This is a genomic window from Streptomyces nigrescens, from assembly GCF_027626975.1.
GTDB lineage: Bacteria > Actinomycetota > Actinomycetes > Streptomycetales > Streptomycetaceae > Streptomyces > Streptomyces nigrescens.
Map to the genome: position 1 here is coordinate 1,423,168 of NZ_CP114203.1, position 22,423 is coordinate 1,445,590.

General features: G+C 70.6%; 19 protein-coding genes. 8 read left to right on the top strand and 11 right to left on the bottom strand.

The features are described 5' to 3' along the window. Positions 1–59: 59 nt before the first annotated feature. Complete coding sequence (locus STRNI_RS06470) at positions 60–569, top strand: DUF1990 family protein (RefSeq protein WP_159484929.1); 510 nt, start codon at positions 60–62, stop codon at positions 567–569. A 133-nt stretch (positions 570–702) separates the two neighbouring features. Further along, entirely contained in the window at positions 703–1,926 is a 1,224-nt protein-coding gene (locus tag STRNI_RS06475) for a metallophosphoesterase (protein WP_159484931.1), read from the top strand. Positions 1,927–2,106: 180 nt separating this feature from the next. Here the strand turns inward: STRNI_RS06475 and STRNI_RS06480 are convergent, their stop codons facing one another. The 3 genes from STRNI_RS06480 to STRNI_RS06490 form a co-directional block, all read right to left on the bottom strand. After that, positions 2,107–3,561, bottom strand: a complete 1,455-nt coding sequence (locus STRNI_RS06480; RefSeq protein ID WP_159484933.1) for a glycoside hydrolase family 30 protein — start codon at positions 3,559–3,561, stop codon at positions 2,107–2,109. A gap of 142 nt (positions 3,562–3,703) precedes the next feature. Next, positions 3,704–4,363, bottom strand: a complete 660-nt coding sequence (locus tag STRNI_RS06485; RefSeq protein WP_277410729.1) for an NAD-dependent epimerase/dehydratase family protein — start codon at positions 4,361–4,363, stop codon at positions 3,704–3,706. Positions 4,364–4,426: 63 nt separating this feature from the next. After that, positions 4,427–5,053 (bottom strand): LysE family translocator, encoded by a 627-nt coding sequence (locus STRNI_RS06490; protein WP_159484935.1) that lies wholly within the window; start codon positions 5,051–5,053, stop codon positions 4,427–4,429. A 195-nt stretch (positions 5,054–5,248) separates the two neighbouring features. On the opposite strand from STRNI_RS06490, the gene STRNI_RS06495 reads away from it, so the two are divergent. After that, positions 5,249–5,797, top strand: coding sequence for a hypothetical protein (locus STRNI_RS06495; RefSeq protein WP_159484937.1), 549 nt, complete (start codon positions 5,249–5,251; stop codon positions 5,795–5,797). A 14-nt stretch (positions 5,798–5,811) separates the two neighbouring features. Here STRNI_RS06495 and STRNI_RS06500 read toward each other — a convergent pair whose 3' ends face one another. The 4 genes from STRNI_RS06500 to STRNI_RS06515 form a co-directional block, all read right to left on the bottom strand. Beyond that, entirely contained in the window at positions 5,812–7,830 is a 2,019-nt protein-coding gene (locus tag STRNI_RS06500; protein ID WP_159484939.1) for an ATP-binding SpoIIE family protein phosphatase, read from the bottom strand. A 144-nt stretch (positions 7,831–7,974) separates the two neighbouring features. Further along, positions 7,975–8,676, bottom strand: a complete 702-nt coding sequence (locus STRNI_RS06505; protein ID WP_159484941.1) for a class I SAM-dependent DNA methyltransferase — start codon at positions 8,674–8,676, stop codon at positions 7,975–7,977. A gap of 187 nt (positions 8,677–8,863) precedes the next feature. Further along, positions 8,864–9,817 carry an NAD(P)-dependent alcohol dehydrogenase gene (locus STRNI_RS06510; protein ID WP_159484943.1) on the bottom strand — a complete coding sequence of 318 codons (954 nt, stop codon included), beginning with the start codon at positions 9,815–9,817 and terminating at the stop codon, positions 8,864–8,866. A 118-nt stretch (positions 9,818–9,935) separates the two neighbouring features. Further along, a complete protein-coding gene (locus STRNI_RS06515) occupies positions 9,936–10,844 on the bottom strand; it encodes an NADP-dependent oxidoreductase (protein ID WP_159484945.1) in 909 nt (302 codons plus the stop codon). A gap of 167 nt (positions 10,845–11,011) precedes the next feature. On the opposite strand from STRNI_RS06515, the gene STRNI_RS06520 reads away from it, so the two are divergent. After that, positions 11,012–11,620 carry a TetR/AcrR family transcriptional regulator gene (locus STRNI_RS06520; RefSeq protein WP_277410730.1) on the top strand — a complete coding sequence of 203 codons (609 nt, stop codon included), beginning with the start codon at positions 11,012–11,014 and terminating at the stop codon, positions 11,618–11,620. A gap of 277 nt (positions 11,621–11,897) precedes the next feature. Continuing rightward, the gene (locus STRNI_RS06525; protein ID WP_277410731.1) at positions 11,898–12,755 is read left to right on the top strand and encodes an SMI1/KNR4 family protein; all 858 of its coding nucleotides are present in this window, start codon (positions 11,898–11,900) and stop codon (positions 12,753–12,755) included. Between the two features lie 16 nt (positions 12,756–12,771). Here STRNI_RS06525 and STRNI_RS06530 read toward each other — a convergent pair whose 3' ends face one another. Next, positions 12,772–13,203: a DUF3995 domain-containing protein gene (locus tag STRNI_RS06530; RefSeq protein ID WP_277410732.1), complete on the bottom strand. Its 432-nt coding sequence runs from the start codon at positions 13,201–13,203 to the stop codon at positions 12,772–12,774. Between the two features lie 178 nt (positions 13,204–13,381). Between STRNI_RS06530 and STRNI_RS06535 the strand changes: the two genes are divergently transcribed. Next, a complete protein-coding gene (locus tag STRNI_RS06535) occupies positions 13,382–13,975 on the top strand; it encodes a TetR/AcrR family transcriptional regulator (RefSeq protein WP_277413203.1) in 594 nt (197 codons plus the stop codon). Between the two features lie 32 nt (positions 13,976–14,007). Here STRNI_RS06535 and STRNI_RS06540 read toward each other — a convergent pair whose 3' ends face one another. Continuing rightward, entirely contained in the window at positions 14,008–14,439 is a 432-nt protein-coding gene (locus tag STRNI_RS06540; protein WP_277410733.1) for a DUF2000 domain-containing protein, read from the bottom strand. 564 nt (positions 14,440–15,003) lie between these two features. Here STRNI_RS06540 and STRNI_RS06545 point away from each other — a divergent pair. Next, entirely contained in the window at positions 15,004–17,148 is a 2,145-nt protein-coding gene (locus STRNI_RS06545; RefSeq protein WP_159484951.1) for a SpoIIE family protein phosphatase, read from the top strand. Positions 17,149–17,372: 224 nt separating this feature from the next. On the opposite strand, the gene STRNI_RS06550 is transcribed toward STRNI_RS06545, so the two are convergent. Next, complete coding sequence (locus tag STRNI_RS06550) at positions 17,373–18,770, bottom strand: NADP-dependent succinic semialdehyde dehydrogenase (RefSeq protein ID WP_026169426.1); 1,398 nt, start codon at positions 18,768–18,770, stop codon at positions 17,373–17,375. A gap of 498 nt (positions 18,771–19,268) precedes the next feature. Here STRNI_RS06550 and STRNI_RS06555 point away from each other — a divergent pair, with 498 nt between their 5' ends. Then, positions 19,269–20,057, top strand: coding sequence for a L,D-transpeptidase family protein (locus tag STRNI_RS06555; RefSeq protein ID WP_277410734.1), 789 nt, complete (start codon positions 19,269–19,271; stop codon positions 20,055–20,057). Here STRNI_RS06555 and STRNI_RS06560 read toward each other — a convergent pair. Further along, entirely contained in the window at positions 20,044–22,347 is a 2,304-nt protein-coding gene (locus STRNI_RS06560) for a dipeptide ABC transporter ATP-binding protein (protein WP_277410735.1), read from the bottom strand. The genes STRNI_RS06555 and STRNI_RS06560 overlap by 14 nt on opposite strands. Positions 22,348–22,423: the final 76 nt, after the last annotated feature.

Sequence of the window (22,423 nt, forward strand, 5' to 3'; positions counted from 1 at the left end):
TACCGTCGCTCTGCCCCGTCTTCGCCGCCCGCCCGCAGCCCGCCCTCCAGGAGCACACCATGCGCGATCTGAACTACCCCGAGGAGGGCGGCACTCGGCGCACTCCGCTGCCGTCGGGCTATCACCACCTCCACGAGGAGCTGCCGCTCGGCCACGGCCGCACGGTGCTGGCCGCTGCGGGCGAGGCGATCACCACCTTCCGGATGCACCGCGCGGCCGGTGCCGGAATCCGCGCCGACGCCCCACGGGCGGCGCCGGGCGTGAACGTCGAGGTCGCGCTGGGGTTCGGCCCGCTGCGGCTGCGGGCGCCGTGCATCGTGGTGTGGACGGTGCACGACGAGAACCGCATCGGGTTCGGATACGGGGCCCGGAAGGGGCACCCCGAGTGCGGTGAGGAGGCGTTCGTCGCCGAGCTTCGCGCGGACGGCTCGGTCTGGTTCACGGTGACCGCCTTCAGCCGGCCCGCCCGCGCGCTCACCCGACTCGCCGGCCCACTGGTCCCCGTCTTCCAGCGCCAGTACGCCCGCCATCTGGGCCGGACCCTCCGCCGCCTGGCGAACCGTCCGTAGCTCACCCCCTGATAGCCCCCCGAATACGCGTAGTTACTGGCGCGTAGCAATACCGCATCCGATCGCCATACGTCCACCTCGCATTCATCATTTCGTCACCATCACCTCTGGCGACCGTGAAAGAAAACCAGACATGTGTGAAGACGAACTGATCCCGCCGCAGGCGGACATGACCGAGCGGGAGTGGCTGCGGGCCGGGTCGGAGACGACGGCCGGGGGGCCGTCGATGCGGACGACGGGGCGCGTTCCGCAGTGGGTGAACCGGCGGACCCTGCTGGGCGGCGCGATGGCCGGTGCGGCGCTCACGGTGCTGCCTTCGCCGGCCCAGTCGCCCGCTTCCGCCGCGCCCCGCCTCGGGGGCCCGGGAGCCTTCCCGTTCCCCGAACACCCCAATGGAAAGGGCGAGTTCGCCGTTCTGGTCACCGGTGACGCGGGGACGGGGGACGAGGCGCAGTACGCGGTGGCAGCCGCCGCACGGGACCTGTGCCGGACCGAGGGGATAGGCCTTGCGGTGGGCCTCGGCGACAATATTTACGAGAACGGGCCGGAATCCGACGATGACTCGGAGTTCCAGGACAAGTTCGAGAAGCCGAACAGCGGTATCGATGTGCCCTGGCTGATGGTGCTGGGCAATCACGACTGCTCGGGGCTGATTCCCGGCAGCGGCGGCGACCCGTCCCGCGGTGACCGCGAGGTCGCCTATGCCGCCACGTCACGGCGCTGGTACATGCCGAGCCGCTACTACAGCGTGCCGCTGCCGGCCGCCGACCCGCTGGTGGAGTTCTTCGCCATCGACACCATCCCCTGGTCGTCGTATGTGGCCCAGCTCGACCCGCACTACCGCTGGGACGGGCCGTACATGCGCGAGCAGCGGAGCTGGCTGGACGGTGCGCTGCGCGCCTCGCGCGCCCGCTGGAAGGTGGTGATCGGCCACCACCCGTACCTCAACAACGGCAAGCACGGCAGCGCCGGTTCCTATGACGGTTTCGAGATCGGGAACTACACCAGCGGTGTCCACCTCAAGGACATGTACGAGAACGTGGTCTGCGGACGGGCCGATCTGATCCTGTCCGGTCATGACCACACACTGCAGATCCTGGAGCCGACGGCCCGTACGGGCGGCACCCGGCAGGTGGTGTGCGGCGCGTCGGCCAAGACGGAGGACGGCAAGGCGCACTTCGGGCACCCTGCGGCCTGGCAGAACTTCTCCGACAACGGGTTCATGGTGCTGAAGGTGTCCGGCGCGCGGCTGACCATCGATGCGTACACCGTCGATGTGGCGACCCGGAAGGCCACCCTGGCCCACCGGACCCACCAGACCCGGCCGGTGGCGGCGCCTGCGCGGACGCACGCCTGACGACAGCAGCCGTCCCGGGGCCGCACTCCCCCGGGACGGCTCACCTCGCACGAGAGGAAGGGCAGGCCGGGAGCCCTCCGGCCGGGCCTGAGGGGCCCTCGGGGCATGACCAGTCGGGTCAGTCGGGCGCAAGGGGCAGTCGGCGCACGAGGGGAAGTCAGCGCACGAGGGGCGCTCGGCCTACCAGGTGAAGGTGGCCGAGGCACCGGCCGGCAGAGCATAAGTGACGTGCTGTCCATGCCAGTTGATGTCCGTCCGCCGGGTGCGCCCGGTGTCGTTGTAGACGATCAGGGCCCTGGAGCCGTCGGGGTTGCGCCACGCGACATTGGGGAGGGCGGCCGAGGCGGTGGAGCCGATACGGCGGGCGCCGGGCCGCACGAACTTGGTGAGATGGCCCATCGTGTAGTACTCGACGGTGTAGTCGACTGTGCCGTGCCGTCCGTCGCCGCGGTGCACGGTGACCAGTCCGGTGCAGTTGCCGCAACCGCCGTGGTGCGGACCGCCGTTCTGGTCCACGGCGAGGGACCACTTCACCCAGCTGCGGCCCCAATTGCGGGTGTAGTCGATGAGGTTGCGCATGTCCTCCCGCTGCTGGTTTCTGACCCACCGGCCGCCGGAGTGCTCGGTGTCGTACGCGGCCAGACCCGGGTACCGGTGGTGCAGCCTGGTCTGCCGGGTGACCTCACCGCTGTAGCCGTGCCAGGCGACGCCGCCGAAGTTGGGGTGGCGGCGGACGGCGGGATCGTCGACAGTGGGCGCGGCGAATTCTCGATAGGTGTCCCAATTCCAGTCCAGCACAAGGACCTTGGTGGACAGTCCCGCATGGCGCAGGGCGGGGAGCAGGTCGTGCTTGGTGAAGTAGGCGAGTCCGGATCCGTTCCACCGCATGGACGGATACCCAGAGCAGCAGGTGGGCTCGTTCTGGACGGAGACATAGTCGACCGGCACCCCTCGGTCCCGGTACGCCTGGAGGTACTTCACGAAGTACCGGGCGTAGACGCCGTAGTACTTCGCCCGGAGCCATCCCTGGTCGAGCTTCCTGTTGTCCTTCATCCAGGCGGGTGCGCTCCAGGGCGAGGCCATCACCGTGACGGCCGGGTTGAGCCGGCGGGCCCAGGCGGTCAGCGGCAGGACATCGGCGAGATCGTGCGCGACGGAGAAGTGCTGCAGGCCCGGGTCGGTCCGTCCGGCCGGCCGGTCGTCGTAGGTGTAGCCGAAGCGGGCGAGGTCGGAGGCCCCCATGGGGTTACGGACGAAGCTGAGCCCGAGGCCGTCGGCGGGGTCGAAGAGCTTTTTCATCGTGGCGGCGCGGGCACGGTCACTCAGCGCGCCGCTGCTGTTCAGCAGCCATGCGGCGGTATCGGTGAAGGAGGCACCACCACCCTCGAACCGCTGGTATTTCTTCCCCTCGTCGACGGCGATGCCGCCCCCGCCACCCGGCGCGAAGGTGAGCGGCGCCTGCTTCTCCAGCCCCTTGACGACCTGCCGGCCCCCGGCACCGGCGGTGGTGGTGAGGTAGACCTGCACCTGCTGCGGCCCACTGGCCGGCGGTCCGACCGACCACAGCACGACGAGCGCGGCCACCACCGCCCCGGCCGCGCCGGTCAGGATCCGCCGGACGCTGCTGGCTCTCATGTGGGTGTGTCTTCCTCCGGCAAGGACGGTCGGGTACGCACACCGGCACGCGCACACACCGGACCATGGACCTGCTGCCGGCGCGGCCTTACGACGTTCGTGCCATGGAAGTCGTCGAGGGCGAGCCGATCCGTCCGATCACTCATGGGCCGGCCCGCCCCCGACATCGCGCAGTAGTTTTCACGGTGGAGTGCGTCACGGCCAGGACCCCCGCCGCTGCTACGTCGGCAACGTCGACTGCCCGGTGCAGCAGATGGCGGACCCGCACGGGCAGTGGCTCCGGAAAGCATCGCGATATCCGCAGCGTGACCGAAGAAATGGGGCAGGCGGCGACCAACTCCTCCGCAGCCAGTTTGGTCTCGTCGTAGATGTCCCTGGGAAGAGGCGTGAGCTGCTCGTCCACCCAGACCGCACGGTCGGTGGGCACCAGGGCGTGTCCGTACACACTCGTACTGCTGATGTAGAGAACCCGCCGGGCGCCGAGGCCGGCAGCATCGTCGAGAAGGCCCGCTGTCATACCGACGTTCACGGCTCGGAACTCGTCATCGGCCAGGCGCCCGACGTGCGGGGCGTGCAGCGCGGCAGTGTGGACCAGGACATCGGCCGACTGCAATGCGGCCAGCCGCACGAGCCGGTCGCGCAGGTCTCCGACGACACTCGTCCAGCGGCCGGGAACCCGGTCCACACCGCGGACCACCCAGCCGGCCGCGTCGAGTGCCGCCGCCAGGGCCGCTCCGACCCGGCCCGAACTTCCCGTCACCGCAACCAGCCCAGCGGGGGCTCTTTCCGTCGCTCGGTCCACGCGTCCGACTGTACGGCGTGGAACCGATCTCCTGAGATGGCACAGCAAAAGTGGAAGGCGGACTCAGGCCGCGGTTGCGGTTCGCGTCCCCAGGGCGATCAGCACGGCTCCCGCCAGGCGGCTCATCCCACGTCGGAACCGAGGTGTGTCGATTGCCGTGCTCGCAGCGGCGACCACGGACGTCCAGAACAGCAACCACACCAGCACAACGGCCATATGGGCGGCCGCGAGCGTCGCGATCTGTGGCGCGACGGGGCGGCTGGAAGTGAGGAACTGCGGTACCAGGGTGAGATAGACCGAAGCCGCCTTCGGATTGAGGACGTTGGACCACAGACCCTGGCCAAATCCCCCGAGCCGCGCCCACGGCAAGCGCCATGGCCTCGCTGCCGTTGGTTCGACGCTTCGCCGCGCGGAGCGCCACGTGGTCACGCCCAACCAGATGACATAGATGCCGCCCAGGAGCTCCACCGCCGTCAACGCCCGGGCCGACGACATGACCAGGGCCGACAAGCCAACCGCGGCAAACGTTGCGTGCACCAGGAGTCCGCACACCGAGCCACACGCGGCGCGCACGCCATCGGACCGCGAACCCGCGATCACCTGCTGCGTGACGAGAGTGAAGCTGGTGCCGGGAACCAATGTGAGGGGTGTGACTGCGGCTACGAAGCCGAGTACCTGAGGCCACTGCACACAACGAGCCTATGCAACGGGCACGCGCCAAGCCACCCTTAGGCATCCAACACCACATCGCCCGCAGAGGCGTTGAGCGCAAGGCCGAGCACTCCCCCGCCTTCGTCTGCATCGCCGCAGCTCTCAACAAGCTCCGACGACCACGCAATGAATCAACATCACGTCGCGCCTGTCTCCGCGATATACCGTGTGGTCATGTCGGCGTTCATACACCAGCTCCCCGCCCTCATCGGCGTGGTGATCGGCGCCCTTGGATCGTATGTGGCGAGCACGCGCGGCGATCAAGCCCGCTTCCGTCGCGAGCGGGCGGCCCATTGGGAGGAGCGGCGGCTGACGGCTTACGCCGACTTCGCCAGGTCGCTGAAGAAGAGTGTCACCCTGGCGTACCGGATCGCGGCCCACCTCGGCAACGACCCTCACCCGCATCCCTTGTCACCCGAGGAAGCGGCGCCTCACCTGGCCGATGCCACTGATGCCCGGGACCCAGCCGGAGAGGCGCTGTTGATGCTCGGCACCCCGGACGTGGTGGAGAAGGCCCGCGCATGGGTCGTCGTGGTGATGGAAATGGAAGGGTTCCTGCGAGACCGGACCCATAGCCCGGAAACGTGGTCAGCCATGCTCAAGCGCCAACGTGCCGCACGTGAGGGCTACTACGCGGCCGTCCGACGCGATCTGGCGCTCCCGCCCGGCCATTCCGGGGAATGGCGGCTTGCGCCGGCCCAGACCCCAGGGTCTCTCACGTGAGGGCTTCCGCTGAACTACGCTGCGTCCGGCCCCTTCTGGCGGTACTCCTCGGGTATCTGCTGCTCGAACCAGACGACCTTGCCGGTGCTCAGCATTGTCGCTCCCCAGCGCCGGGAGAGCTGGTCGACCAGGAACAGGCCACGTCCGCCCTCGTCTCCGGCCTGAGCGCACCGCATCCGGGGCAGCTGCGGTGAATCGTCGCCCACCTCGCACCGGAGCACCTCGGTGCGGAGCAGCCGCAGGGCGATCGGGCGGGAGGCGTAGCGCACCGCGTTCGTCACCACTTCGCTGACCATGAGTTCGGTCGCATCGAGCATCGAGCCCAGGCCCCAGCGGTGCAGCGCCCGGCGGGTCAGCTGCCGCGCCCGGCCGGCCGTTTGCGGCTGGGGGCTGAGGAACCAGTACGCGACATTGCTCGGCGGGAAGCCGTCGAACCGGGCGGCTATCAGCGCCGCGTCGTCATCCCGGGCGTCCGGTTCCAGGAGGGTCAGCACCGCGTCGCAGAGCATTTCCAGCGGCGGGGAGCCGGCCCTGGCGGCAGCAGCTTCCAGGCGGGTACGCAGCGACTCCACACCTGTCCAGACATCCGTGGTGCGCGACTCGACAAGGCCGTCGGTGTACAGGAACAGAGTCGCTCCGGTGGGCGCGGGCATCTCCACGGTTTCGAAGGGAACGCCGCCCACTCCGATCGGTGAGCCGGACGGGACCTGAAGCACTTCGCCCGAGCCGTCCGCATGCAGCAGTACCGGGGGCGGATGGCCCGCGTCGGCCACCTGAAGTCGCTGCGATATCGGGTCGTAGATGGCGTAGAGGCAGGTGGCCATGTGCTCGCTGCCGAGGCGCTGGGCCTGCTCGTCGAGGTGATACAGGACCTCTTCCGGCGGCAGGTCGAGCCTGGCGAGGGTCTGCACGGTGGTGCGCAGCTGGCCCATGATGGCGGCGGAGGTGATGGAGTGCCCCATGACGTCGCCGACGACCAGTGCGACGCGGTTGCCGGGCAGCGGGATCGCGTCGTACCAGTCACCGCCCACCTGGGTGGTCCCGGCAGACCACAGGTAGCGACTCGCCAGCCGGACCCCCGTGGTCTCGGGGAGCGACGAGGGCAGCATCGTGAGCTGGAGCGCGTCCGCGACCGAGGCTTCGTGTCCGTACGGCATGGTCTCGTCGACGCCGAAAGCGGCGTGTGTGGCGAGCTGGGAGGCGACGAGCAGGTCGTCGCCCGTGAAGGCGAGCCGGTCGGCCCCGCGCAACAGGGCAACGGTTCCCATGAGGTGATGGCGGCCGTACAGCGGGGCGATGATCAGTCGTCGGCCCGGTGAGTGCGGCGTCGGCATGCTCCCCACCGGCTCCAGCAGCTCGGCCACCGCGGGCGCGGCCTCCGGGGCGTCACCGAAGAGGGGCTGCCGGGCCAGCAGAGACTCGACGAACCGGCCGGTGACCGTCAGCTGTATGGGTTCGGCGGTCCCCCGGGGCGCCGCAGTGGCCGTGTCCTCCGCCCCCTGAGCGACGCTGTGCAGCCGCAGGACGAGAGGCTCGGCCGCTTGCCCTTCCCCGGTCGGCAGCGGATGACGCAGATGGACGAGCATCGCATCGGCGAACGCGGGAATCGCTGCCTGGCGCAGTTCTCGCAGCGTTTCGTCCAGGTCGACGCCCCGGGCGATCCGCTGCGTCGCGGTTTCGAGGAACCGGAGCCGGTCGGTCTGCGCCTCGGGGACGCGTTCCGCCTGGTCCCGGGGCCCGTCCGCAGCACGCTCGGCGGTCGGTGCGGGGCGGGTGGCGCCGCGGCCCGGCAGGGTCGGGCCCTCCCCTGACCCACCGGACACGTCGTCGGAGCGGCGGCTTCCGGGAGGCGGCGGATGGGACGGCGGTGTCCGTGGTGGTGCGTCGTCCGGCTGCTGGGGCGTCCGGGACCGCTCCTGGTCGAGCGATGGGGGCTGCTTCCTCGTCGGCGGAGGCGGCGCGGTGGCGTCGGTGTTGGCGCTGGTGTTGGCCTTAGCGCTGGCGCTGGTGTTGGCGTTGGCGTTGGCGTCCACAGGTACGGCACCCGCTGCCAGGTCCTGGGAAGCAGGGCGCTCCCCGGCCCCGGCGGTGAACCTGCCGGGGCCTCGGTCTGGGGTGCGGGGCTTCATCACTCGTCTCGCCCGTCCGGTGGGGGCCGGGGACCGCGCGGGGCGGCCTCAGCCGCGCCGCGTGCAGTTGAGAAACAGCTGTTCCTCGGGCGGCACGTCCGAGATCTCCGGGGCGTAGGTGTACGAGGACTCCTCGACGACCTCGAAGTCCGCCTCCTCGATGACCTTGCGCAGGTCTTCCCGCAGGTAGCCGGTCACCCGGATCGCATTGCCGAGAAACGGGATCTTGAAGTAGTCCACATCGGCCTCCACCATCGAGAGGCTGAACAGGCCACCGGGGACCAGCAGGCCGTGGACCGTCCGCAGTACACCGGGAATCTCCGCGCGCGGCAGCATCAGCAGCGAGAAGAACGCCACGACCGCATCGAATCGGCCCAGGTCATGAGGGCCGTCGGGCCCCAGGTCGGCGATGTCCAGCCGGTGGAACGTGGCACCGGGCACATACTCCCGGGCGAGAGCCACCATCCCACGGGACAGATCGACGCCGACCACCTCGCACCTCGCCTCCACCAGCTGCCGGGCGGTCGGGAGACCGGTTCCGCAGCCCAGGTCCAGCACCCGGGATCCGGCGGGCAGCGACCCGATCACCCACTCTGCGGCCGCGAGCTGCCCCTTCTTGTAGGGGAACGCCTCGTCATAGCGGTCGCCGATCGCGTCGAACGCCTCGGCCTGCCCCACGCGGTCGAGCCGGATGCTCTCAGGGCCGGCCTCGTCGCTCTCGTAATCGGCCTCGACGAATCCTCTGCTCACGAATTGCACCTCTTTACGTGCAGTTATTCGATTGTATCTACTATGGGGTCCTTTCATCCGCCGCGGCCTCGCAGGAATCCGCTTGCGCGAGGTGGGAGGGCGGCGGGACGACGAGCGCCACGGCCACCCGCTCGGGCCGGGCCGGGCCGGCCAGGCCACGGCGACGTGGACGGCAACGCCTGTCGGGCTACTCTCCGGACACAGCCACGACCTGCTTGCCCACCACTCCGCCCCGCTCGAATGCCTGATGGGCCGAGGCGATGTCCGCCAGCGGATACACGCTGTCGATGACGGGCCGCAGTCCACCAGACGTCACGTGGCCGGCCAGGGCACCCAGCAGTGCGGTGTCGGGGTTGGCGCTCAACGTGCGGATCCGGCGGCCGCCGTGCACGCTCGACGCGGCGATCGCGGCCATGGAGGAGGCCGACAGCGCGATGGTGGCCATCCTGCCCTCACGGGTCAATCGATGCCGGTAGCCGTTCAGTTGCGAGCCCGCCGTGTCCAAGATGACGTCGAACGGCCCGATCTGATCCGCCGTAGTGGCGCCGTAGTCGAAGACCTCGTCAGCGCCCAGCTCCCGCAGCGGCTCGGCATGGCGGCCGCGGGCCAGTGCGGTGACGTGTCCGCCCATCGCATGGGCGAGTTGCACGGCGGCCGTGCCGACTCCGCCGGCGGCGCCACGTACCAGGAGGCGTTCACCGCTCGTGAGGTGCAGGGTGTCCCGCAGTGCGATCAGCGCTGTCGTCCCCGCGACAACCAGGGAGGCCGCCTCCACCGACGAGACGCCTGCCGGTGCGGGCCCGATGCGGTCCGCGGGGACCACGACATACTCCGCGGCGCCACCGACGGTGTGCCGCTTGAGCGGCTGCACCGTGCCCCACACCCGGTCGCCGACCTGGTACTGATGGACGCCGGCGCCGGTTGCGGCGACGACACCGGCGAAATCCAGCCCCACACCTATCGGGAACCGGCGTCCGGTCATGATGCGCAAGCCCCCTGCGCGAACGATGGTGTCGAGTCCGTTGACGCTTGATGCCTCGATCGACACCAGGACCTCACCCGCGCCGGGGGCGGGACGGTCAACGTCGTTGACCCGCAGGACATCTGGTGCGCCGAAGCCGGTGATCTGAGCGGCCTTCATGTCATTTCCTATCGGTAGTTGCTGGTGAGTGGCGGTCGCCCGTGGGGGGGGGTGGCGTGATGGCCGCGGCGCCGCATGCGCCTCGCCTACGGGCTCGGGCGAGGTGGCGGGACCCGGGTCAGGGCAGAAGGACGACCTTGCCCTGGTTGCGGCGGGATTCGATGTCGGCGTGGGCCCGGGCGGCCTCGGCGAGCGGGTAGACGTGCCCGACGGGGACGTCGAGCTTGCCGGCGGCGATCAGTCCGGCCAGCTGCGGCAGGGCCTCGGGGAAGCGGTCGTCCGGGTCCATGCCGGTGAACCGCACGCCGTGCTCGGCGAAGGACGGGTCGGCGATGGTGATGACCTTGCCCGCGTCACCGGCCAGGGCGACGGAGTCGGCAAGCACCCCGGCACCTGAGGTGTCGAACACGCAGTCCACACCACAAGGGGCGACGGCCATGACCCGCTCCACCCAGCCCTCGCCATAGGGCACGGCCACAGCACCGAGGCCGTTGACGCGCTCGATGTCCCGCTCAGCGGTGGTGCCGATCACGGTGATTCCGCGGGCGGCGGCCACCTGCACGGCGATGCCGCCCACGCTGCCACCGGCGCCGTGGATGAGCAGTGTCTGCCCCGGCCGCACACCGAGGTGCTCGATCCCCCGGCAGGCGGCCTCACCGACCGTGATCATCGCGGCCGCGGTCTCGAACGACACCTCCGCGGGCTTGGCGAAGGGCCGGTCGAGCACTGCGTACTGGCTGTAGCCGCCGGCCGAGGCGACGCCGAAGACCTCGTCGCCGACCGCGGCGGCGGCGCCCTCGCCGGCCTTGTCGACGACACCGGCCACGTCCCAGCCCGGGACCGCCGGGAAGGCGACCGGGAAGACACCCCGCATCATCCCGGCACGAATCCGCAGGTCGATCGGGTTGACGGCGGTCGCCCGCACACGGATGCGGACCTGGCCCGGGCCCGGTTCGGGGAGGGCGACCCGGGACAGGGTGAGGACCTCGGGGCCGCCGTACTCGGAGTAGGTGATTGCAGTGGACATCAAGCACTTCCTGAGGGAGTCGGAACCGCACTAACCATGAATCATCCAGCGCGTGTGATTTCTTTGTATCACACACCACGTATGATTCGAGTCCGCCCAGGGATCAGCCATGGCCCGACCATGACCTAAATCACACGATCCGTATGATTCATGGATAGGATGGGTGCATGCCGCAGCAGCCCCTCCACCGCCGCCAGCCGACGCCGGGCAATCCGCGCGTCCAGCGCACCCGCAACCGCGTTCTGACCGTCGCCCGTGAACTGCTGCCCCGGGTCGGACCGACCGGGCTGACGTACGCACTGCTGGCCGAGCGCGCCGATGTCACCCGCCAGACCCTCTACCGCCACTGGCCCAATCGGGCCGCGCTGCTCTTCGACCTGATCCTGGAAGGCCCCGACCTCGGCAACTACCCCACGCCGGGCAGCGACGTACGCACCGTCGCCACCGATTGGCTGAAGAGCCTGCGGGACGGCATCAGCGAACCGGCCATCCGCACCGCAGTACTGGCCGTCACCGCCCAGGCCGACCACGACGCCGACAGCGCCCAGGCCCTGGTGCGCATCGGCCAGGACCGCCACGCCGCCCTGAACAAACTGCTGGAGCCCTCGGGCATCCAGATCGACGACGCCGAGTTCACCCTGCTCTACGGACCGGTCCTAGCCCGCCTCTTCCTCGACCGCAGCCACCCGACCGACGAGTTCATCGACACCGTCGTCACCCAGTGGCTCACCACCCTCGAAGCACAGCAGCGTCCGGCAACTCCGAACGCTTCCTGAGGGCGGGCCGCATCGCCATCACAGCGGCGAACACGAGGATCGCCGACCGAACTCACCCTCGTCACAGGGGTCTTCTTCGCCGACTGCCTGAGACCGTGAACGGCGACTGTCTGCACGCGCCGTGGCCCGCTGCACGCTCGCCGCGAACCCCGATCCCGTGCTGCTCGTCGAGCCCATCGCGGACGCGATACGACTGAGCCCCGCCTGCCCGCCTGCCGGTATCGCCCAAGTATCCGGGCAGCCTCAGCCCGTCATAGACCGGTTCTAAGGTGGGCACATGATCGACTCACATGGCCCGCTCGCCCGCATCATGGAACGGGTACCGCCGCCGGCTGAAGTGGTGAACGGATCTGGCGACTGGGGTGCCGCCGAGCGGGCGCTGGGCACGCCGCTACCGGAGGACTTCAAGCGGGTGGTGGAGGCGTACGGACGCGGCGACTTCTGGGGCGCGCTGTGCCTGTGCACGCCCTTCGGTGACGACAACCCCGTCCGGCTGCAGGCGGACCTCCTCGAGGACTTCGGTCCATTGCGGGAGGACCAGCCCGAGCGCTATCCGTACCCTCTTTTCCCGGAACCCGGCGGGCTACTTGCCTGGGCGGTGACCGACATCGGAACGCACTTGTGCTGGCTGACCGCTGGGCCGCCCGAATCCTGGCCGGTGGTGATCTGGTCACGTGACGACGAGTACGAACGCTTCGACTGCGGGGTCGCCGCATTCCTGGAAGGGTGGCTCAGTAGCCGCATCACTTCTGAACTCCTGCACCATGAACCGGAACTCGCCCCCTGGTTCGATGCAGCCGTCGAACGCGACCACATATACATCCAACTGGACGGAGGGACTCTCCCCTACACCGAAAGGCTGCGGACCCTGCGCGATGCGCTCGCCCCCACCGCGGACCGCGGCTCTTATGAACATGACGGCAGCCGGCAAGACCATTTCGTCGTTACCGAGACCGGCTGGGAACTGACTTATGAGACGACCTACGGGCACCAACTTCGCGTCGCTTTCCCGCCCGCCGACAGCGCCCAGGCCCGCCGTGCCGTGCTCACGGCCATCGACCGCATGGGATGCGTCGTCCAGTCCATGAACACGGTCCACGGCACCTCATCCTGGGCCCCCGGCGGCGGGGTGTAATCCAGTCAGCCTGAGGCTAACGCCTGCTCGCGGCTACCGCGACAATGCCGCCCAGGGAGCCGAGTACCACGCACAAGGGCGAGTACAGCACAGTGTTCAACTGCTGGAATTCGACGGCGGCTCCGGAGTTCATGAAGTAGCCGCCCAGGCCTCGGACGAGCAGCACCACCATCAAGCCGTACATGCCCACCAAGCGCAGCCACTCCGGGCCGATTGCCGGGAGGGACTCATTCACCATGAGGGTGAGCACAGCGCCACCGATCAGCGCCAGCCCTACCAGAAAGGTGATCGACGCCGGCGGCATCTTGCCGTCATAGGTACCGGCAATCGTCTTGGTGAACGTTATTGCATCCTTCATCGGCCAGTACGAGAACGCCCAGATGAAGTGCAACAAGCCGATTGCCGTGAGGACAATCGCCAACACCATAGGGACCAGCGTGCGGACCATATGCAGTGCCTCCAAACTTCGGCTTGTTCGGACGGGGATGGGCGTGGCGTGGGGGATGTCATGACCACCCCTCACACCCCTCACACCCCTCATCTATACGGCTCCGTATAGATGAGACCCTAGCACCCATCTATACGATGGCGTATAGATGGGTGGTCGAAGCGGAACGGAGCAGATCATGGCGGTGGCCCGCACCCCGCGTCACAAGTGGATCGATGAAGGACTGCGTGCGCTCGCGGCAGGCGGCCCGGATGCCGTCCAGATCGAGGCGCTGGCGAAGGCTCTGGGCGTTTCCAAGGGCGGCTTCTACGGATACTTCTCCGACCGGCGCGCCCTGCTCCAGGAGATGCTCGACCGCTGGGAACGCGAGATCACCGACGATGTGGAAGCACGCGTCGAGCAGGAAGGCGGCGATGCGAAGGCCCGGCTGCGCCATCTGTTCGCGATCGTCGACACCGGTGACGGGCTCGACGCCACCATCACGACCGACCTGGCGATCCGCGACTGGGCCCGGCACGATCCGGCGGTCGCCGAACGCCTCCGGCGCGTCGACAACCGCCATATGGACTACCTGCGTTCGCTGTTCCGTGCCTTCTGCGCCGACGAGGACGACGTCGAGGCACGCTGCCTGATCACCTTCTCGCTGTACATCGCCGACCGGTTCGTGCTCGCCGACCACGGCGATCGCAGTCGTGCCGACGTCCACGAGCTGACCACGAGGTGGTTGCTCGACTCTCCGCGCCTGCCCGGCACCAGCACCGCACGCCGGTAGCGCACCGAGCTGGTGCCGTTGCCCCCATGTGGTCAGGGGTGCATACGGGCGCCCTTGAGTGCCTTGTCGACCGCGTTGCGCGGTCCGTACACCGCGAGACCCACCAGATCCAACTGGTCCTTCGGCACCGCACGCACCGTCGCGCGGTTGTCGCGGTCGTTGCCGGTGGCGAAGAGGTCGGAGGTGAACACCGACCGGGGAAGCGAGCGGGACAGGGCGCGGCCGTGCGCGGCGGTCAGTGTCTCCTTCGTCCCTTCGAAGACCAGGACGGGCTGGCGGAACATCGGCAGATACAGGGTGCCGTCGGCGTCGGCGTACGGTTCGCCGATGACTTCGGGGAGCTGCGAGCCGAGACCGCTGACCAGGAACGCGGTCACATTCAGCCGCTGCCAGGACTCCAGGTCCTCACGCAGCAGAACGGCAATTTTGGTGTCGAAACGTACGGGGGTGTGCTCGATCGTCATGCTCTGAGACTGCCAACCGCCGCTGCACGCCTTCTTGTACGTTCCTGGCATGGTGGCACGCCAAGAGGTTTCCGCGTATCGCGCGCACATCAGGAAGGGCCACCCGACATGACGACGCCAGAGCTTCCCGATATGGGAGATCCGATTCCGCGCGACGGGCCTCCGCAGAGCACGTACACCTTCTACAGGAATGCGTTGGTCGTCTTCGGCGTGTCCCCGTGGGTCTTCATCAGCTGAATTGAGCTGAACCGGTGCCTGGAAGTCCTGGGGCGCCGCGATGGAGCCCGGGGGCCGGCAGCCCGTGGCCGGAGTCCCCTCCCACTCACCCGTCCTCCGTAATCCCCCCTCGGTGTCCGGCGGCACCGGAAATGCGGGGGCTGCGACCCGCGCCTAGGGTGTTCGCATGGCCGCGTTCCGGTGGATATCGGCCCCGGTCAACGGCCCGCGACCGAGGGTGCGAGGTGTGCTCGGCGTGGCGTTGCCGGCCGCCGTCCCGATGCGCCGCTGCCCGCGAGGAGCGGGGCCGCACGTTGCGCGTGGCCGGGGCACGAGGTGCGGCACGTCATGACCGGCCCGTCCCTGGAACCGTCCGACAAGGACTACGACCCGCTGGCCGACCAGGAGTGGCGCCTCGTCGCGGAGGACGCCCCCGGGGTGTCGCACCATGAGGCCATCGGGCTGCGTGAGCGGCTCTCGCTCAACCGGATGGGCACCTTCGACTGGGACCTGGACGGCGGTTCCATGGACCTGGACCCCGGTGCCATGGAGGTCTTCGACCTCCGCCCGGAGGAGTACGACGGCGCACCGATGTCCCTGGTCACGCGGGTGCCGCCGGAGGAGGGCCTGCGGCTCGACGAGGCGCTCTCCCAGGCCCTGCAGGACGGCCTCTCGTCCTACGGCGCGTACTTCCGGGTCCAGTGCCGCGACGGGACCCAGCGCTGGACGCACTCCCAGGGCCGGATTCTGCACGACGCGGACGGAAAGCCGTACCGGATCATCGGCATCGTCCGGGAGGCGACCAGCGAGCTGGCGGACTCCGCGCTGCTGCGCTCGCTCCAGCAGGAGCGGCAGCGGCAGACCGTGATGGTGCAGCAGACCACCGCCGCACTGGCCCGTGCGCTGTCCGTCAAGGATGTGACCCGGGTGCTCACCGGGACCGGCGGCGCCCGGCGGTTCGGTGCGGACGGACTGGTCCTGGGGCTGGTGGAGAACGATCAGTTCGAGGTCATCGCCACCGCCGGGCTGGAGGGCGAGGTGCCCGACGACATGATGACCTCCCGGCTGGACGACACCCTGCCGCTGGCCGACGCGGCGCGTTCGCGGCGGCCCATCTTCCTCGGCAGCCGGGGCGAGCTGATCGCCCGCTATCCGCGGCTGCGCCCGTACACCGATGTGCTCCCGGCGGGCAGCGCGGCCTTTCTGCCGCTGGTCGCGCAGGACACCGTCATCGGTGCGCTGGGGCTGTTCAACGCCGAGCCTGCGGTGCAGTCGCCGGAGGCCAGGAACCTGGCGCTGGCGCTGGCCGGTGTCGTCGCGCAGTCGGTGCAGCGGGCGACCCTCTTCGATCAGGAGCGGGAGTTCGCGACGGGGCTGCAGGCGACGATGCTGCCGCGCCGGCTTCCGCCCCTCACGGGCGGCGCGGTCACCGTGCGCTACCACCCGGCGAGCGTCGGGCGGGACATCGGCGGCGACTGGTACGACGTGATCGCGCTGCCCCAGGGGCGGACGGGGCTGGTGGTGGGCGATGTGCAGGGCCACGACACCCATGCGGCCGCCGTGATGGGCCAGCTGCGCATCGCCCTGCGCGCCTACGCCAGCGAGGGGCACTCCCCGGAGACCGTGCTGGTGCGGGCCTCCCGTTTTCTGGCCGAGCTGGACACCGAGCGCTTCGCGACGTGCACGTACATCCAGGCCGACCTGGAATCCGGGGCGCTGCACCTCGCACGGGCCGGCCATCTCGGCCCGCTGATCAGCAACAGCTCCCGGCACATCGACTGGCCCGAGGTCCGCGGCGGGCTGCCGCTGGGCCTGGCCACGCACTTCGGGCACGACCACTTCCCCGAGACCCAGCTGTTCCTGGAGCCGGGGTCGACGCTGCTGCTGTGCACCGACGGCCTGGTGGAACAGCCCGGCCGGGACATCTCCGCGGGCATCGACGCGCTGTCCGCGGCGGTCCGCGCCGGGCCCACGGACCTGGAGGCGCTCGCCGACCGCCTCTCGGACCATCTGTGGGCCGATCCCGGTTCCGAGGACGATATGGCCCTTCTTCTGCTGCACCGGCTGCCCGGTCCCGGGGGCGCCACCACACCGCGGCTGCGGCTGCATGTCCATCAGGCCGATCCGTCGGGCACCGCGGAGGTCCGCTCCGCGGTGCGCCGCACCCTGGACCAGTGGCGGGCGGGCGCCGTCATGCACAACATCGAGGTCGCCGCCTCCGAGCTGATCGCCAACGCGCTGACGCACACCGAGAGCGGCGCCCTGGTCTCCATGGAGCTGCTGCCCGGCACCCCGCGCCGGATCCGGCTGGAGGTCGAGGACCGCTCCAGCCGGTGGCCGCGGCGGCGCAGCCCCGGCGAGACCGCCACGTCGGGCCGGGGGCTGATGCTGGTCGAGGCCCTCGCCGACGAGTGGGGCGCCGAGCCACGCGGCGCGGGCAAGGCGCTGTGGTGTGAGTTCGCGGTACCGGACACGACGGATCTCGCGCACTGAATTGCCGTACTGGCAGAGGAATTGGCCGTACGTCGGTGCTGGGGAAGGCCGGACGTCAGGTCCGGTGATGTCGTCCACGGGCGCCCGGTCCGCAAGGGGCCGAGCCGACCAACCTGGCCGTTGGCCGACTCGGCCTGACCGGAACGTACCCGCTCACGGCCCCGGCGAAAACCGCTCCGGCACGCGCGCCCGTCGGGGCCAACTCCCGTGCCGGGCCGCGGTCCTCAGTCCTCCGGCCCGTACCACAGCGTCGTCATGTTGCAGAACTCCCGCATGCCGTGGCCGGAGAGCTCCCGTCCGTAGCCAGAGCGCTTGGCGCCGCCGAACGGGAGGCCCGGGTGGGAGGCGGTCATCCCGTTGAAGAAGACCCCGCCGGCCTGCAGGTCGCGGGCGAGGCGGTCCTGTTCGTCGGGGTCCCGGGTCCAGGCGTTGGAACTGAGCCCGAACGGGGTGTCGTTGGCGACCCGCACCGCCTCGTCCAGGTCGGCGACGCGGTAGAGCGTGGCGACCGGTCCGAACGCCTCCTCGTAGTGGATGCGCATCTCGGGGGTGATGCCGGACAGCACCGTCGGCTCGTAGAACCAGCCCGCGCGGTGCTGCGGTGGGCGCTGTCCGCCGCACAGTGCGGTGGCGCCCTTGTGGACCGCGTCGTCGACGAGCTCCTCCAGGTCGGAGCGGCCCTGTTCGCTGGAGAGCGGCCCGATGTCGGTGTTCTCGTCCATCGGGTCGCCGACGGTCAGCGCGGTCATCCGGCCGGTGAACCGCTCGGCGAAGGCGTCGTAGACGTCCTCGTGCACGATGAACCGCTTGGCCGCGATGCACGACTGTCCGTTGTTCTGGACGCGCGCGGTGACCCCGACGCGGGCCGCCTTGTCGAGGTCGGCGGAGGGGAGCACGACGAACGGGTCGCTGCCGCCGAGTTCGAGGACGGTCTTCTTGACCTCGTCGCCGGCGATGGAAGCCACCGAGCGGCCGGCCGGTTCACTGCCGGTCAGGGTCGCGGCGGCGACCCGCGGGTCGCGCAGGATGTCCTCGACCGCGCCGGAGCCGATCAGCAGGGTCTGGAAACAGCCCTCGGGGTAGCCGGCGCGGCGGAAGAGTTCCTCGATGTAGAGGGCGGTCTGCGGGACGTTCGAGGCGTGCTTGAGCAGCCCGGTGTTGCCCGCCATCAGGGCGGGCGCGGCGAACCGTACGACCTGCCAGAGCGGGAAGTTCCAGGGCATCACCGCGAGGACGGTGCCGAGGGGGCGGTAGCGCACCACGGCGCGCCGCGCGCCGGAGTCGCTGACGTCGGCGGGGTCGGGGTGCTCGTCGGCGAGCAGCGCCTCGGCGTGGGTGGCGTACCAGCGCATGGTCTTGGCGCACTTCGCGGCCTCCGCGCGCGCCTGGGCCAGCGGTTTGCCCATCTCGGTGGTCATGGTGCGGGCGATGCCGTCCTGGTCGGCGTCGAGCAGGTCGGCGGCCGCGAGCAGCAGTTCCCTGCGGCGGGCGAAGCTCGTGGTGCGGTGCTCCTGGAAGGCCTGCTCCGCCCGGACCAGATGATCTTCGATCTCGCCCGCGTTGAGCGCGTCGAAGGTCTTCAGGGTCTCGCCGGTGGCCGGGTTGACCGTGGCGATGGCCATGATCAGCACCTCCTTGGTGGTGCGGGGACGTGGTACCCGCGGTATGACGTGGTACCCGCGGTATACGGGCGAAAGTCCGGGTGGCTCCTAGGAGAGCGGCGAAGGAGCCGGGGACGGCTCCGGGACCGGATCGGGATCGGGTCCGGGCGGACGGGGTATCGGCGACGGTTCCGGCGGTATGGGTTCCGGTGGCGCGGGCGGGACCGGCGGGCCGGGGAGCGGGTCGGGGACGGGGTTCGGCGGTGGGCCCCCCGGCTCCGGCGTGGGCTGCGGGTCACGGTCGAGCGTGCGCTCACTGCACGTATGCGGTTGCCGCTGCACTGCGGGCCTCCAGAATGAGACGGCTAGTGGCACATGAGCCCCCGTACCCGAGTTTCGCCCGTCCATGGCCCCGGCGCACGGCGGATTGCCGCGGACGGGTTGCGCGGGGGACGGGCCCGGCGTATATGACCCGATCGGACGGCGCCGGGCACACCGGTCGCGCCCTACCGTGCGGTCATGCCCATGACGCGGACGAGGACGACGACGCATCCGGCGACGGCCCGCACCCGGCTCGGGGCCAGGATCGTCGCGCTGCTGTCAGCGGTCGGGGTGGCGCTGGGTGCGCCCGCCGCCCCCGGCTCGGCGGCCACACCGCGCGCCGTCTCCCCCGCCCCGCGCATCCCCCTCCCTGCCGCCATGGCCGACACCGGCGGCGGCACCCAGCTCCTCACCGCCCGTGCGCGCACCACCGGCGCGACCACCGGGACCGTGCGGTGGTGGCAGCGGCACAACGGCCGCTGGCGGCAGGTGGGTTCGGCACCGGCCCGCTTCGGCGCCGGCGGGCTGGCCGAGGGCGGCAGCCGGGTGCAGGGCACCGCGACCACCCCGACCGGGCTGTACGACCTGCCGTTCGGCTTCGGGACCGCGCCGGCGCCGCCCGGCACCACGACCCCCTACCGCAGGGTCGGCGCCGCCTCCTGGTGGTGCGAGGACAACGCCTCCGCCTCCTACAACCGCTGGGTGGAACCGCTGCCCCCGGACTGCGCGGCCGGTGAGTCCGAGCGGCTGGCCGGCTATCCGACGCAGTACAGCCGGGCCCTGGTCATCGGCTTCAACTACCACCGTCCGGTGCGCGGCCGCGGCGCCGGGATCTTCCTCCATGTCCACGGGAAGGGCGCCACGGCCGGCTGTGTGTCCGTACCGGCCGGGGCGATGGCGCGGATCCTGTCCTGGGTGCGGCCCTCCGCGCATCCGCATATCGCCATCGGCACCGTGTCCGGGCCGACCGCGCTCACCCGCCACTGAGCGGTGCCGCGGTGAGCGGGAAGTGGCAGGCCACCCGGTGGCCCGCCGTCTCCGGCTCGGCGGGCGGCGGCTCGGTGGTCGCGCACAGCGCCGTCGCGAGCGGGCAGCGGGTGCGGAAGCGGCAGCCGGAGGGCGGGTCGGCCGCGGAGGGGGCTTCGCCGCCGAGCGGGGTGCCGGGCGGGGCGGCGTCCGGATCGGGCGTGTTGACGCTGTCCAGCAGACCTCGGGTGTACGGGTGCAGGGGACGGGTGAAGACCTGCTCGGCGGGGCCGGTCTCGACGAGCTTGCCGAGGTACATCACGCCGACGGAGTCCGCGAGATGCCGTACCACCGCCAGGTCGTGCGAGATGAAGAGATAGCCGATGCCCTTCTCGCGCTGCAGCGCGCGCATCAGGTTGAGGATCTGCGCCTGGACCGAGACGTCGAGCGCGGAGACCGGTTCGTCGGCGACGACGAGGGACGGGCCCGGCGCCAGGGCCCGGGCCAGGCCGAGGCGCTGGCGCTCGCCGCCGGAGAATTCGTGCGGATAGCGGTCCACCGCGCCGCGCGGCAGCCCTACGTCGTCCAGCAGCCCGGCGATCCGCCGCCGCTGCTCGGCGCGGTCGCCGATGCCCTGGATGACCAGCGGTTCGCGCAGTACCGCGCCCGCCCGCATCCGCGGGTCCATGGCCGCGGCGGAGTCCTGGAACATCAGCTGGACGGCCCGCCGGTGGAAGCGCAGCTCCCGTTTGTTCAGGGTGGCGATATCGCGTCCGGCGATGTGGATGGCGCCACCGCTGGGCGCCTCCAGGCCGACGGTCAACCGGCCGAGGGTGGACTTGCCGCAGCCGGACTCCCCCACGATGCCGAAGGTCTCACCGCGCCGCACGGTGAGCGAGATCCCGGCCACGGCACTGACCTCGGCGGCTCCTTTGCGGCGGGCGAAGGGGCCGCCGTGCAGCGGGTAGGTCTTGGTCACATCGGCGAGCCGCAGGAGGGGTTCGTCCGTGCGCACCGTGGGCGCGGCGGGGGCGGGCGGACGCGGCTCGGCGGGGGCGGGCGGACGCGGCTCGGCGGGGACGGGCGGACGCGGCTCGGCGGGGACGGGCGGACGCGGCTCGGCGGGGACGGGCGGACGCGGCTCGGCGGGGACGGGCGGACGCGGCTCGGCGGCCGGGGCGGTGCTGGAGGTAGGGGCGGCGCCGGTGGTTGGGGTGACGCCGGAGCTAGGGGCAACGCCAGAGGCTGGGGCAACACCGGAGGCTGGCGCGACGCCAGAGGCTGGGGCAACGCCGGAGACCGCGGCGGCGCCCGGTGCCGGTCCCGTGGGGTGGAAGCAGGCGAAGGCATGGGCGGTGGCGGCGGGTGTGGTGGCGTCGAGGCCGTCGGTGAGCTCCGGTTCGGCGGTGTGGCAGAGGTCGGTGGCGAAGCCGCAGCGGGGGGCGAAGCGGCAGCCGGCCGGGCGGGTGGTGAGGGACGGCGGCAGGCCCGGGATGGTGGCCGGCGGCCGGCCGGCGGCGGTGGCGCGGTCGGGGAGGGCGGCGAACAGCGCCTGGGTGTAGCGGTGCCGTGGAGTGGCGAACAGCGGGCGGACCGGGGCCCGTTCGGCGATCCGGCCGCCGTACATCACCGCGACCCGGTCGACCCGGCGGGCGATCACCCCGAGGTCATGGCTGACCAGGATCATCGCCATACCGAGGCGGGCCCGCAGGGAGTCGATGAGTTCCAGGATCTGGTGCTGGGTGGTGGTGTCGAGGGCGGTGGTCGGTTCGTCGGCGATCAGCAGCCGGGGCTCGCACACCAGGGCCATGGCGATCGCGACGCGCTGCCGCATGCCACCGCTGAGCTGGTGCGGATAGCTCTTCAGCCGTTCGGCCGGTCGTGGCAGACCGACCAGCCGCAGGGTCTCCTCTGCCCTGGCCCAGGCCTCGGCCCTGGTCAGCCGGGTGTGCAGCAGCAGAGGTTCGGCGACCTGGGCGCCGATGGTGAGGGTGGGGTTGAGGGAGGTCAGCGGGTCCTGGAAGACCATGCCGACGGTGTGGCCGCGAACCTTCCGCAGCACGGGTTCCGGGGCGGCGGCGAGATCGGTGCCGTCGAACAGGATCCGGCCTCCGGTGATCTTCCCGCCGGGCGGCAGCAGACCGAGGACGGACAGCGCGGTCATGGTCTTCCCGCAGCCGGATTCGCCGACGATGCCGAGCGCCTCGCCGGGGGCGAGGTCGAGGTCGATCCCGTCGAGGGCCCGGACGGTGCGGCCGCGGCCGGCGATCTCCACCTGCAGAGCGTCGATCTTCAGGAGCGAGTCGGTCATGGTGTGGTTCCTCGCTTCAGTTCGTCCGGAACCGCGGTCGGTTCGTCGGCGAAAGCCGCGTCAGTTCGTCGGGGAA

Bases quoted from the DNA above. Each gene is read 5' to 3' on its own strand.
- STRNI_RS06470 (WP_159484929.1), top strand. From the start codon at position 60: ATGCGCGATCTGAACTACCCCGAGGAGGGCGGCACTCGGCGCACTCCG.
- STRNI_RS06475 (WP_159484931.1), top strand. From the start codon at position 703: ATGTGTGAAGACGAACTGATCCCGCCGCAGGCGGACATGACCGAGCGG.
- STRNI_RS06480 (WP_159484933.1), bottom strand. From the start codon at position 3,561: ATGAGAGCCAGCAGCGTCCGGCGGATCCTGACCGGCGCGGCCGGGGCG.
- STRNI_RS06495 (WP_159484937.1), top strand. From the start codon at position 5,249: ATGTCGGCGTTCATACACCAGCTCCCCGCCCTCATCGGCGTGGTGATC.
- STRNI_RS06510 (WP_159484943.1), bottom strand. From the start codon at position 9,817: ATGAAGGCCGCTCAGATCACCGGCTTCGGCGCACCAGATGTCCTGCGG.
- STRNI_RS06515 (WP_159484945.1), bottom strand. From the start codon at position 10,844: ATGTCCACTGCAATCACCTACTCCGAGTACGGCGGCCCCGAGGTCCTC.
- STRNI_RS06520 (WP_277410730.1), top strand. From the start codon at position 11,012: ATGCCGCAGCAGCCCCTCCACCGCCGCCAGCCGACGCCGGGCAATCCG.
- STRNI_RS06525 (WP_277410731.1), top strand. From the start codon at position 11,898: ATGATCGACTCACATGGCCCGCTCGCCCGCATCATGGAACGGGTACCG.
- STRNI_RS06530 (WP_277410732.1), bottom strand. From the start codon at position 13,203: ATGGTCCGCACGCTGGTCCCTATGGTGTTGGCGATTGTCCTCACGGCA.
- STRNI_RS06535 (WP_277413203.1), top strand. From the start codon at position 13,382: ATGGCGGTGGCCCGCACCCCGCGTCACAAGTGGATCGATGAAGGACTG.
- STRNI_RS06540 (WP_277410733.1), bottom strand. From the start codon at position 14,439: ATGACGATCGAGCACACCCCCGTACGTTTCGACACCAAAATTGCCGTT.
- STRNI_RS06545 (WP_159484951.1), top strand. From the start codon at position 15,004: ATGACCGGCCCGTCCCTGGAACCGTCCGACAAGGACTACGACCCGCTG.
- STRNI_RS06550 (WP_026169426.1), bottom strand. From the start codon at position 18,770: ATGGCCATCGCCACGGTCAACCCGGCCACCGGCGAGACCCTGAAGACC.
- STRNI_RS06555 (WP_277410734.1), top strand. From the start codon at position 19,269: ATGCCCATGACGCGGACGAGGACGACGACGCATCCGGCGACGGCCCGC.
- STRNI_RS06560 (WP_277410735.1), bottom strand. From the start codon at position 22,347: ATGACCGACTCGCTCCTGAAGATCGACGCTCTGCAGGTGGAGATCGCC.